At 72.3% G+C, this 11781-nt stretch carries 7 protein-coding genes; 3 read left to right on the top strand and 4 right to left on the bottom strand.

Annotation, left to right across the window (positions count from 1 at the left end; translation table 11 throughout):
- Nucleotides 1–392 precede the first annotated feature (392 nt).
- Nucleotides 393–947 carry a MarR family winged helix-turn-helix transcriptional regulator gene (locus ACFVJQ_RS12985; protein WP_129798593.1) on the bottom strand — a complete coding sequence of 185 codons (555 nt, stop codon included), beginning with the start codon at nucleotides 945–947 and terminating at the stop codon, nucleotides 393–395.
- A gap of 139 nt (nucleotides 948–1086) precedes the next feature.
- Between ACFVJQ_RS12985 and ACFVJQ_RS12980 the strand changes: the two genes are divergently transcribed.
- A complete protein-coding gene (locus tag ACFVJQ_RS12980; protein WP_385783330.1) occupies nucleotides 1087–2358 on the top strand; it encodes an MFS transporter in 1272 nt (423 codons plus the stop codon).
- 159 nt (nucleotides 2359–2517) lie between these two features.
- Here ACFVJQ_RS12980 and ACFVJQ_RS12975 read toward each other — a convergent pair whose 3' ends face one another.
- Nucleotides 2518–4164, bottom strand: coding sequence for a SpoIIE family protein phosphatase (locus tag ACFVJQ_RS12975; protein ID WP_385510662.1), 1647 nt, complete (start codon nucleotides 4162–4164; stop codon nucleotides 2518–2520).
- Between the two features lie 235 nt (nucleotides 4165–4399).
- On the bottom strand, nucleotides 4400–5767 hold the full coding sequence (locus ACFVJQ_RS12970; protein WP_385510661.1) for an NAD(P)/FAD-dependent oxidoreductase: 1368 nt from the start codon (nucleotides 5765–5767) through the stop codon (nucleotides 4400–4402).
- Between the two features lie 422 nt (nucleotides 5768–6189).
- On the opposite strand from ACFVJQ_RS12970, the gene ACFVJQ_RS12965 reads away from it, so the two are divergent.
- Both ACFVJQ_RS12965 and ACFVJQ_RS12960 read left to right on the top strand, forming a co-directional pair.
- A complete protein-coding gene (locus ACFVJQ_RS12965; protein WP_129798597.1) occupies nucleotides 6190–6951 on the top strand; it encodes a TetR/AcrR family transcriptional regulator in 762 nt (253 codons plus the stop codon).
- A gap of 221 nt (nucleotides 6952–7172) precedes the next feature.
- Complete coding sequence (locus tag ACFVJQ_RS12960) at nucleotides 7173–9014, top strand: sigma-70 family RNA polymerase sigma factor (RefSeq protein ID WP_385783325.1); 1842 nt, start codon at nucleotides 7173–7175, stop codon at nucleotides 9012–9014.
- A gap of 34 nt (nucleotides 9015–9048) precedes the next feature.
- Here the strand turns inward: ACFVJQ_RS12960 and ACFVJQ_RS12955 are convergent, their stop codons facing one another.
- A complete protein-coding gene (locus ACFVJQ_RS12955) occupies nucleotides 9049–11133 on the bottom strand; it encodes an asparagine synthase-related protein (protein WP_385783322.1) in 2085 nt (694 codons plus the stop codon).
- Between the last annotated feature and the right edge of the window lie 648 nt (nucleotides 11134–11781).

Here is an 11781-nt window from a genome sequence, read left to right as displayed (position 1 = left end):
CTCAAGGAACGGTCGCTTCCTTCGTACTCACCCTCTCGGGCTTTCCTCCGGGCGCTTCCCTTCGGTCTTGCGTTTCCGACTCTATCAGATCTTTTCTCGACCTGATCCCCAGTCAGCGGGGTTTGTCTTCCCGGCCGTTGGGCCGTTCCGACGTCTCAAACCTTAGCGGATTCTCTCGGCGATTCCCAATCGGGCCGCCGAGTCCCATTCGAATTGAATTCGGGCACGCCGAAATCAACCCCGTCGGGAGATCGTGCTGGTGGTTTGAGTTGCCGCTTTCGCGGCGGGAGGTGCTGCCGCAGAACCGTTACGGCTCCGTGGCAACCCGAAGAATTGTACGGATCGGGCAGGGGGCTGTCAAGCGCCCCCTGTCAAGATCTTTTACGCCCGCTTCAGTCCAGGTCACTGAGGCGGCCGCCGGCGTCCGGCTGGGCGTGTTCCACCCTGCGCAGGAGCCTGGTCAGGACCTCGCCGAGGACTGTTCGCTCGTCCGGGGACAGGTCCTGTAGGAGGTCCTCCTCGAAGACCGACGCCAGCCGCATGGCCTCGAGCCACTTCTCGCGGCCCTCGGGGGTCAGCTCCACGATCACCCGTACGCGGTTGGTCTCGTCCCGCTCCCGGGTGACCAGACCCTCGGCGACCATGCGGTCGATGCGATGGGTCATCGCAGCCGGTGTGAGACCGAGGCGCTTGGCGAGGTCGCTGGGGCCCATGCGGTAGGGGGCGCCGGAGAGGACGAGGGCCTTGAGGACCTCCCACTCGGCGTTGCTGATGCCGAGCGCGGCGGTCTGGCGGCCGTAGGCGACGTTCATACGGCGGTTCAGGCGGGAGAGTGCCGAAACGATCTTCTCGACCTGGGGGTCGAGGTCCCGGAACTCGCGCTGGTAGGCGGCGATCTGTTCTTCGAGTGTCGGCTCGGTGACGCCGGTGCCGGTGGTGTCGCCCATGGGGGAAGTATCGCACGGGCCCGCTTGGCGTTGAAGTCCTTCTGCATGTAGTCTTTAGCTTCGAAGTTTAGATGTGAAGTCTTCATATCTAACTAGTGACGCTCGCAAGTACTTGAGAGAGGTGAACGTGACCAGGGCGATGGGCGCAGCGATGCGCCGGATCCACGTGGGCAACGCACTCAGCGCGTTCGGGCTCGGCTTCACCGTCCCCTACCTGTACGTCTATGTGGCGCAGGTGCGGGGGCTGGGGGCCGTGACGGCGGGGCTCGTACTCGCCGTTTTCGCCGTGGCCGCGCTGATCGTGCTGCCGTTCGCCGGGCGGGCCATCGTCCGGCGTGGCCCGCTGCCGGTGCTGGTCGCCGCCCTGGTCACCGCCGCGCTGGGGGCGCTGAGCCTGGGGTTCGCGGGCAATGCGGTGGCTGTGCTGCTGTCGGCGGGGGCGCTCGGGGCCGGGCAGGCCGTGATGCAGCCGGCGCTGGCGACGATGATCGTGGACTGTTCGTCGGCGGAGACGCGGTCTCGGGCGTTCGCGATGCAGTTCTTCCTGCAGAACCTGGGGCTGGGTGTCGGCGGGCTCATCGGTGGTCATCTCGTCGACGCGAGCCGGGTCTCCTCCTTCACGCTGCTGTTCGCGATCGAGGCGGCGATGTTCCTGCTGCTGGTCGTGGTGATGGCGACGGTGCGGATGCCGCACTCGCCGCGGATCGGGGATGCGCCGGGGCGGTCGGCGAAGGGCAGCTGGAAGCAGTTGCTGGGTAACCGGGCGATGGTGCAGCTGTGCGTGCTGGGGTTCGTGCTGTTCTTTGCGTGCTACGGGCAGTTCGAGTCGGGGCTGAGCGCGTACGGGGTCGAGGCGGCCGGGATTTCTACGTCTGCCCTGGGGACGGCGCTGGCCGCCAACACCGCGATGATCGTGGTGGCGCAGTTCGCCGTGCTGAAGTTCGTCGAGCGGCGGCGGCGGTCGCGGGTGATCGCGGCGGTCGGGCTGATCTGGGCCGTGGCGTGGGTCGCGGCCGGGTATGCGGGACTGGGGCACGGTAGCCAGGAGATGGCTACGGCGGCGTTCATCTCGACGTATGCGCTGTTCGGGCTGGGTGAGGCGATGTTGTCGCCGACGGTGGCTCCGCTGGTGGCCGATCTTGCGCCGGTGGGGATGGCTGGGCAGTACAACTCGGCGTTCGCGCTGGTGAAACAGCTGGCGTTGGCGGTTGGGCCGGCGGTGGGGGGGCCGATGGGGGCTGCGTTGCATGGGCCGTATGTCGTGACGTTTCTGCTGTTCTCCTTGGGGATCAGTGTGTTGGCGGTGCGGTTGGGGCGGCAGCTGACTGACGTGCAGGATCAGCCGTGGCTGGGGCGGAGTCGGGTTGTGTCGCGGGGTGGGGCTTCGGAGGCGGTTCCTGCGGAGGCGTGAGTTGTGGGCGCGTGAGGCGGAGGTCGCCGGTGTTGTGGCTGGGCGGGGGTGGGTCGCGCTGCCCGGCGCTTGCGGGGTGCCGCCCGCGCCCACCCGTGCCGCCCTGGGGGTCCCCCCTCTGGGGGAGGCACGAATGCCCGCGGACTGACGGCGTCGCTGTCAGGCCTTCGGTAGGGCGAATTCGCACCACACTGCTTTTCCGCCGCCCGGGGTTCGTCTGCTGCCCCAGTTGGAGGCGATCGTTGCGACGATGGCGATGCCTCGGCCCGACTCGTCGCCCGGTTCTGCTCGGCGGCGGCGGGGGAGGTGGTCGTTGCCGTCGGTGACCTCGACAATCAGGCGGCGGTCGGTGCGGCGTAGGCGGAGGCGCATGGGTGGGGTGCCGTGTTGGAGGGAGTTGGCGACCAGCTCGCTCGCCGCGAGCACGCCGAGGTCATGCAGGTCGGGTGGGAAGCGCCAGCTGGTGAGGACACCGGAGGCGAACGCACGCGCGCGTGGGGCCGCTTCCACGCCGCCGAGCAGCTCCAGGGCCGCGTTGCGGAACAGGTCGCTCTCCGGGCCCGTACGGGCCGGGTGCTGGAGGACCAGGACGGCGACGTCGTCGTCGTGGTCCGCCGTCACGCCCGCCGAGCGGACCAGGCGGTCGCAGATGACCTGCGGGGTACCGGTCGCGCCTGCCAGGGCGCGCTCGAGGGCGGCGATGCCCTCGTCCAGGTCCTTGTCCCGGCGCTCCACCAGGCCGTCCGTGTAGAGGACGGCGGTGGAGCCGGGGCCCAGGGGGATCGAGCCCGAGGTGTGCATCCAGCCGCCCGTGCCGAGGGGCGGGCCGGTGGGTTCGTCGGCCTGCAGGACGTTGCCGCTGTCGTCGCGGACGAGAATGGGGAGGTGGCCGGCCGAGGCGTACACCAGCCGTCCCTCGTTCGGGTCGTGGACGGCGTACACGCACGTGGCGATCTGGTTGGCGTCGATCTCCGCGGCGAGGCCGTCGAGGAGCTGGAGGACCTCGTGCGGGGGCAGGTCGAGGCGGGCGTACGCGCGGACGGCGGTACGGAGCTGGCCCATGACCGCGGCGGCGCGGACGCCTCTGCCCATGACGTCGCCGATGACCAGGGCCGTGCGGCCGCCGCCCAGGGTGATCACGTCGTACCAGTCGCCGCCTACGGCGGCCTCGGTGCCGCCGGGCTGGTAGGTGGCGGCGATGCGGAGGTCGTCGGGCTGTTCCAGCTCCTGGGGGAGCAGGGAGCGCTGGAGGGTGACGGCGGTCTCGCGCTGCCGGCGTTCGCTGGCGCGGAGGCGTTCGGCGGCCTCGGCGTGGTCGGTGACGTCGGTGGCGAAGACGAGGACGCCGGGGTCGCTGCCGTCGCCCTCGGCGACCGGGGTGCAGGTGAAGGTGTAGGAGCGGCCGTCGGGGGCCTTGCGGGACTTGACCGTGCGGGGCTTGCCACTGCGCAGGACCTGGTCCAGGAGAGGCAGCAGGCCCAGTTCGTGGAGTTCCGGCAGGGCCTCGCGGGCGGGTGCGCCGGGCGGGCGTACGCCGAAGGCGGTGGCGTAGGCGTCGTTGACGTAGGCGAGGCGGTGGTCGGGGCCGTGGACCAGGGCGACGAGGGCGGGGACGCGGTCGAGGACCTCGCGTACCGGGAGTTCGTCCACGGCGGGCACCGGCACCGGGTCGTCGGTCAGGTGTTCGGTGCGGGCTGCGGGGACGGAACCATCACCTCGCCGGTCCGGGGTGACCGTGGGTGCGGTCCGCGCTGCGGCGCGGCGCTGCGTTCCGGGGAGCCGGGCGCTCCAGCGCGTGAAGTTCACGAATCCTTGCCTCGTGTAGTCGTCGTCGGCCGGCTCCGGATCCGGCCCGGTCCCCCGGGGGTCGTACGTCGGTGGCCGTACCTTGTCACGGCCCCTGGGAAGTGCAGCACTTGGGAGAAGCCTCGTGGGTTGGTGGGCAGGGGCTCGCCCTGTCGCGGGGATCAGTCTGGCAGTGTGGCCGACCGGGCCGACATCCGTCAGACGCCGGGGTGGCCGCAGGAGTTCCTCGCGAGGGTCAGGTCGACCCCTTCGGGTCGTAAGGAGGCTTTCCACCGGCCGCGAGTTCGAACTCGGCTCGGGGATGTTCGAGTGAACCGAGCGAGACGATCTCCCGTTTGAAGAGGCCCGCGAGGGTCCATTCCGCCAGCACGCGTGCCTTGCGGTTGAAGGTGGGCACCCTGCTGAGGTGATAGGCACGGTGCATGAACCAGGCGGGGTAGCCCTTCACCTTGCGCCCGTAGACGTGGGCGACGCCCTTGTGCAGTCCGAGGGAGGCGACCGAACCGGCGTACTTGTGGGCGTACGTCTGGAGGGGTTCGCCGCGCAGGGAGTGGACGATGTTGTCGCCGAGGACCTTGGCCTGACGGAGCGCGTGCTGGGCGTTGGGGGCGCATGTGGTGCCGGGTGCGCCGGCGGTGACGTCGGGTACGGCGGCGGCGTCTCCCGCTGCCCACGCGTGTGCGTGCCCCTCGATCGACAGTTCGGCGGTGCAGTGCAGTCGGCCGCGCTCGGTGAGCGGCAGGTCGGTGGCGGCGAGCAGCGGATGGGGTTTCACGCCGGCCGTCCAGACGACCGTACGTGTGGGGAATCGTTGTCCGTCGCTGAGGACCGCGACCCGGTCGGCGCAGGATTCGAGGCGGGTGCCCAGGAGGACCTGGATGTTGCGGCGGCGTAGTTCGGTGACCGTGTAGCGGCCCATTTCCTCGCCGACCTCGGGGAGGATGCGGTCCGAGGCCTCGACGAGGATCCACTTCATGTCCTCGGGCTGGACGTTGTGGTAGTAGCGCGTGGCGTAGCGGGCCATGTCCTCCAGCTCGCCAAGTGCCTCGACTCCGGCGTATCCGCCGCCCACGAAGACGAAGGTGAGGGCCGCGTCGCGGATGGCGGGGTCGCGGGTGGAGGAGGCGATGTCCATCTGCTCCAGGACGTGGTTGCGCAGGCCGATGGCCTCCTCGACGGTCTTGAAGCCGATGCCGTGGTCGGCAAGGCCGGGGACGGGCAGGGTGCGCGAGACGGACCCGGGGGCGAGGACGAGTTCGTCGTACGACAGCTGCTCGGTGCCGGTGCCCTCCTCCTCGGTGGCGAGGGTGGTGAGGGCCGCGACGCGTTCGGCGTGCCGGATGGAGCGGACCTCGCCGATGACGACCCGGCAGTCGGCCAGGACGCGGCGGAGCGGTACGACGACATGGCGGGGGGAGATGGAACCGGCGGCCGCCTCGGGGAGGAACGGCTGGTACGTCATGTACGGGTCGGGCGTGACGACCGTGATCTCGGCCTCGCCGCGCCCGAGTTCCCGTTTCAGCTTCCGCTGCAGGCGCAGGGCCGTGTACATCCCGACGTAGCCGCCGCCGACAACGAGAATGCGCGCAGGTTCCTTCACCATCCCATGACGCACCCGGCGCTTGCGTTTGTCCACAGCCCCGGCAAATTGTGTGACCGCGCGCGGGGCATGCGCAGGGTTGGCCGAAATGTCGGCGCAGGCGACAGCCGTGCAGGTCAGCGGGGGTGAGCCGGGTGGCGTAACGGTGTGCAACCGGGACGTATACGACCCGTACTCCGATCGGGGGGCGCTCCGTGCGGAACCTGCCCCTTCTGAATTGAGTCCCTCTCAACTATGTTCGTGTGTCGACGGGGTGTAGGGGGATGCGCTCGCCGGGTTCCCGGGGTTCCTGGGTTCTCGGGCTCGCGACGGGCAGGCTCGTGGTCCGGCGGGCGGGCTCGCGGTTCCGGGCTTGTTCCACGCGCTCCGACTATCTGTGGCGGGGAGAGTCTCCGGGGGGAGACGTCATTACCGGGGGAATTCGTATGCACATTCAGGACTCTCGTTGGTCTACCGCTTCTGCCATCGCACCTGGTGGCGTGGTGGGTGCGGCGGCGGGCAACGGACGCGGGGACGGACCGCGGACGACGCCGCTGCGCGTGGATGCACAGCGCAATCTCGAGCATGTACTGCGGGCGGCGCGCGAGGTCTTCGGCGAGCTGGGCTACGGCGCGCCGATGGAGGACGTGGCGCGACGCGCGCGGGTCGGTGTCGGCACGGTGTACCGGCGCTTCCCTAGCAAGGACGTCCTGGTCCGGCGGATAGCCGAGGAGGAGACCTCCCGGCTGACCGACCAGGCCCGGGCGGCGCTCGGCCAGGAGGACGAGCCGTGGTCGGCGCTGTCGCGTTTCCTGCGTACGTCGGTGGCCTCGGGCGCCGGGCGGCTGCTGCCGCCGCAGGTGCTGCGGGTCGGCGTCGCGGACGAGGCCGGCGAACGCGCCGGGCTCGACGAGGCGCGGGTGCCGCAGCAGCGGATCCAGCCCGGCGCCGGTGAGCTGCGGCTCGTGCCGGAGGGGTCGTCTGCGGCCGAGGAAGACAGCGGGGCGGCGGCGCTGCTGGACGTCGTGGGCCAGCTCGTGGAGCGGGCGCGCGCGGCGGGTGAGCTGCGGCCGGACGTGTCGGTGTCGGACGTCCTGCTGGTCATCGCCACGGCGGCGCCCTCGCTGCCGGATGCCGCGCAGCAGGCGGCGGCTTCGGCGCGGCTGCTGGACATCCTGCTGGAGGGGCTGCGGTCGCGACCGGCGTGACGTGTGGTGCAGCGGGTCGGGGGCGGTGCGCCACCCCCGGCCCAACGCCTCCTCCGTGACCGCCCGTTGAGCCTTGCCCGAACGACTGACGACCGGTACCGGCTCACAGCAGGTCCCCACGGACGAGTGGATGGCCCGTACTCCACCTCCTGAACAAAAGCCGATATGGCACTCTGGCTCCTGTTCGGGGCTGGTCAGACAGGCGGCGGGGGCTTTCCGCGATGGGCGTTGACGGGCGGGACGAGTCACTCGGTGGCGACGGCACCGAGGCCGAGGGCCTCACGCCACCCCAGGTACCGGCGCAGCGCGACCGGCGGCAGGACGGCGTCTTGACGCCGCCGACCGAGCCGCCGACGTCCGACGCCGGGCTGATCACACGGATGCGCGCGGGCGACGACACGGCCTACGAGGAGCTGTACCGGCGCCACGCGGACGCGGTCCGCCGGTACGCGCGCACGTGCTGCCGGGACGCCCACACCGCAGACGACCTCACCGCCGAGGTCTTCGCCCGCATGCTCCAGGCGGTACGCGGCGGCTCCGGGCCCGAGCACGCCGTACGCGCGTACCTGCTCACCACCGTCAGGCGGGTCGCCGCGAACTGGACGAACTCCGCGAAGCGGGAGCAACTGGTCGACGACTTCGCGGTGTTCGCCACGCAGGCCGCCCGGTCGGACGGGTCCGACCCGGACACACTCGAACTGGGCGCCGACGTACGGGCGATGCACGAGGCCGAGCAGTCCCTGGCGATGCGGGCCTTCCGGTCGCTGCCGGAGCGCTGGCAGGCCGTGCTGTGGCACACCGAGGTCGAGGACGAGTCCCCGAGCGAGGTCGCCACGCTCTTCGGGCTCGACGCCAACGGCACCCGCGTCCTCGCCAGCCGCGCCCGCGAGGGCCTCAGACAGGCCTACCTCCAGGCCCACGTCAGTGCCGCCCTCACCAGCGACGAGGAGTGCGCGCGTTACGCCGACCAGTTCGGCACGTATGCCCGCCGCAGGCTGCGCACCCGGGCCGAGCGGGGGCTGCGCCGGCACCTGGAGGAGTGCGCCAGGTGCCGGCTGGCCGCCGGCCAGATCGAGGAGGTCGCCGGCGGCATCCCCGCCGTCGTGCCGGTCGCGGTCATCGGCTGGTTCGGGGCCGCCGGGTACGCCAAGGCGGCCGGGCTCATCGCCGGAGGCGCCGGAGCCGGTGCTGCGGGTGCAGCGGGCGCGTCGGGCGGTGGCTCGTCCGGCGGGGCCGGCACCGGTGGTGCGGCGTCGGAGGGGCTGGGTGCGCCGGTGAAGGCCGGTATCGCGGCCGGTGTGGTCGCCACGGCGATCGCGGTGGTCGCGCTCGCCCTTGCCGGCGACGACAGCCCGCCCGAGGAGCCGGAGGCGAGGCCGCGCGCGTCCGCGCCGATCGTCCGGCCCGAGCCACCCACGCCCACCCCCACGCCCCCGCCGTCGCCCGAGGAGCCCGCTCCGAGGCCGCCGGCGATCGTCCCGGCGGCGGACCCCGCCCGGACGCCCACACCGTCCCCCACGCCCACTGCGGCGCCCACTCCGACGCCCACGCCCACCCTGGAGCCGACGCCCACCCCGACGCCTACGGCGACGCCCCCTCCGGCCCCGACCCCGACCCCGCCGCCCCCAACGACCGACTACCAGCTGAGCGAGCTGTCCTACGACCTCACCGGCGACGGCACCGAGCCCGAGATGCGGCTCAGCGGCAGCACCTGGGTGTGGCAGCGGGGCGGCCTGTCGATCGGCGGTACGTCGTACGCGCGCGGGGTGACCGTCCACGGCCGGTCCTCCGTCACCGTCGACCTCAACCGCGAGTGCGCCTCCTACGACGCGTGGGTCGGTGTCGACGACGGGATGCTGAAGCTCGGCCAGGTCTCCTTCTCCGTCCACGCGGACGGTGTCCAGCTGTGGAAGTCCGGGCTGATCAAGGGCGGCGACCCCGCCGTCCCCGTCCATGTGAACCTCACCGGGCGCAGGACCGTACGGCTGGTGGTGGAACCGCACAGCCATCTCGACAACCTGGCACTCGCGGACTGGGCCGCGTCCAAGTTCACCTGCTCGTAAGGGGCGTCGAGGCGCGTTCCGCACGCGCGCCGGCTCACGCGCCCGAGGCCAGCGCTCCCCGGCGCGGTGTGATCCCCGCCGGTACCGCACGCGCGCGTGCCGGTGTTCCCGTCCAGCAGGTGCCGCGCCGGGCGAGCAGGCGGCGCAGCCACAGCTCCAGGGACACCAGGTCGGCGAGCCCGTCCAGGGGCATGGGCTCGCCCTGGGCCGCCGCGCGCAGGGCCTTGCGGACGACCCGGGCCTCGACCAGCCCGGCCTCCGCCAGCAGGGGCGTGTCGAACAGCGCCATCAGGGAGTCCACGGCGACGCGCAGTCCCGCACGTGCGGCCGCCGCCGCGGGCGCGTGCGAGGGCGCGCCCCAGCCGGGCGGGAGGTCGGCGACGCCGGCGCCCTTCAGAACCGTACGCAGGATCGCCGCCCGGGCCCCGGGCTGGACGCGCAGCGCCTCGGGGAGGGCCCGGCAGGCGCGCACGACCTGGTTGTCGAGGAAGGGTGTGTGCAGGCGCTGGAAGCGGATCTCCGTGGCCTGCTCCAGTACGCGGATGTCCGCGGCCGCCCGGGCCAGCGCCCCGCGCGCGCGGAAGTCGCCCGGCCACTGCCCGGGTCCTACTCCGGAGCGATGGGTCGCCCCCTGCAAGCGAATCGATACTTCTGCCAGCGCCTCACCGGTCAGCCACCGGGCCGCCGGCCCCGGTCTGGCCCAGGTGAGCGCGGCGAGCGACGCCCCCACCGCCCCGCCGGGTTCGTCGAACCGCTGCTGGAGCAGCCGCTCGGCGAGCCTCTCCAGACCCACGCTGTAGGGCGTCCGGGCGAGCCGGCGCGCGGCGGCGTACACGCGCGCGGGGACCATCACCGAGCCGTCGGCCTTTGCCAGCGCGGCCACCGGCCGCACCAGGTGCCGCCGCTGCCGGTCCATCAACAGGTCGGCCAGACGCGCCGGATGGGCGTCCAGCACCTGTCGGGCGCCGTAGCCGGTGAGGTGGTCGGCGCTGCCCGCGGCGAGCCGCGTGCGATGCCGTACGGCGGTCACCAGGCTGGGGCCGGGCTCGTCCGTCAGCGGGCCGTCCAGGTTGCCGTACGGCAGGGTCTCCTCGTCGCCGGTCACCACCACGTGGTGCAGGCGGGGGTTGGCGGCCAGGGTACCCGCCCGCTCCAGTTCGGCCTCCCGGCCGCCGACGGTCAGGTCGTTGAAGGTGACGGCGAGCAGCCGCTCGCCCGCCCCCGTGCCGTGCCCCAGCACGGTCCCCGGCATCCCGGGCAGCCCCGCCGCCAGCAGGGCGAGGGTGCCCGAGGCCGGCCCGCCCGACAGATCCGCTCCGATCCCGGGCACCGGCATCCCGCGCGCGGCACGCCGCTCGGCCGGCCCCATGCCGGGCACGGGCCCGGGGTCGATGTCGGCGCCGGGGACGTGCCGGGGCGCGGCGAGGCGGGCGCGTACGGCCTCGACGAGCGCGTCGCGCACGGCACCGACCGCGCTGTCGGGGTCGGCGGGCGGCGCCGCGACGGCGAGGGAGGCGACCTGCTCGTATCCGGCGATCTCCCGTGCCCCGGCGCGCAGGATCAGTGCATGCCCCGGCGGAATGCGCCGCACGCCGTCGTACGGAGTGGAGTCCTGCAGCGCGGCGGGTACGTCGGGGGCGGCCAGCAGGGCCGCGAGGTGACCGAAGTCGAGGTTGGCCTCGATGAGGTCGGCCAGCGGCAGCGCGGCGGTCGCGTACGCCGTGCCGCCCGCCCAGGGGGTGTAGAACACCGGGCGGGCGCCCGCCAGATCACCGCAGACCGTGATCCGCCGGCCGACCTGGACGACTGCGGTGTAGCTGCCCGGCCAGGCCGTCAGATGCCGAAGTGCTCCTCCGCGCGCGGCGAACAGCCCGACCCGCAGTTCCTCGTCCGACGCCCCGCACGTGCCGAGCACCGCGATCCGGCTCTGGGCGTCGGCCGTGACCACCCGCACCTCGTCGGGGCGCCAGTCGCCGACCGCCCACAGCGGATCGGGGTCGCCCCACAGGAGTTGGGAGCCGACCGGGTGCAGGGTCTCACCGTCGTAGCCGGTGGCTCCCGCGGAGCCGAGGCCGGTGGCTCCCGCGGCGGTGCTGCTCCATCCCACCAACCACCGCATCGACGCCTCCACAGGCTGGGGACAACCAGTGCACCGTACGAACCGGTTCCCCATGCTGCCACGAAGCGCGCGCCCCGGAGCGTCGACGGTGCCGCTTGTGATCCCCGAAATGCGCCCCGCGCACCGCCCCGTGCGACCCCGCAGTCTGCTCGAGGGTCCTCAACACCCGTCCGGCACAAGGCAACTGCGACGCGAATGCGCCCCCGATACGCTCCCCGAGAACCCCCAACGCGCCCTCAAACTCCATGGTGGACGCGGTATCACGCACAGACGGCCGGGTCGATTTTCGGCCAATTCGCTGTTACGGCACGTCGACCGCGAGCGCTCCGTACACGCTCCGTGCAGGCTCTGCGCACTGCTCGGTCAGCGCACGGTCCGGGAGGCGGAGTTCGCCCCCCGGACCGGTCCGCCGCCCGCGGGGATTGAGGCGGCGGTGTCCCCCAGCCCACTGGTCCAGTACAGCGGGCCGACCCACGCACAGCCATGGAACCGCTCCCGAGATGGCTGGAGAAGAGCGCACGGACGGGCGCACGGCCACACACCGGGAGCACGTCACAACTGTGCGTACCGGGACCGTACTTGCGTACGGACCACAATCCCGCCATCCGGAAGAATGCCCCTTAACGCTTGGGATGCGGCGAACTACGC

It is taken from the genome of Streptomyces sp. NPDC127197 (assembly GCF_042672405.1).
GTDB lineage: Bacteria > Actinomycetota > Actinomycetes > Streptomycetales > Streptomycetaceae > Streptomyces > Streptomyces flavusporus.
This window is presented reverse-complemented; position numbering and strand designations above follow the sequence as displayed.

Excerpts from the sequence above, each read along its gene's own strand:
- ACFVJQ_RS12985 (WP_129798593.1), bottom strand. The coding sequence starts at position 947 with ATGGGCGACACCACCGGCACCGGCGTCACCGAGCCGACACTCGAAGAA.
- ACFVJQ_RS12980 (WP_385783330.1), top strand. The coding sequence starts at position 1,087 with ATGGGCGCAGCGATGCGCCGGATCCACGTGGGCAACGCACTCAGCGCG.
- ACFVJQ_RS12970 (WP_385510661.1), bottom strand. The coding sequence starts at position 5,767 with ATGGTGAAGGAACCTGCGCGCATTCTCGTTGTCGGCGGCGGCTACGTC.
- ACFVJQ_RS12965 (WP_129798597.1), top strand. The coding sequence starts at position 6,190 with ATGCACATTCAGGACTCTCGTTGGTCTACCGCTTCTGCCATCGCACCT.
- ACFVJQ_RS12960 (WP_385783325.1), top strand. The coding sequence starts at position 7,173 with ATGGGCGTTGACGGGCGGGACGAGTCACTCGGTGGCGACGGCACCGAG.
- ACFVJQ_RS12955 (WP_385783322.1), bottom strand. The coding sequence starts at position 11,133 with ATGCGGTGGTTGGTGGGATGGAGCAGCACCGCCGCGGGAGCCACCGGC.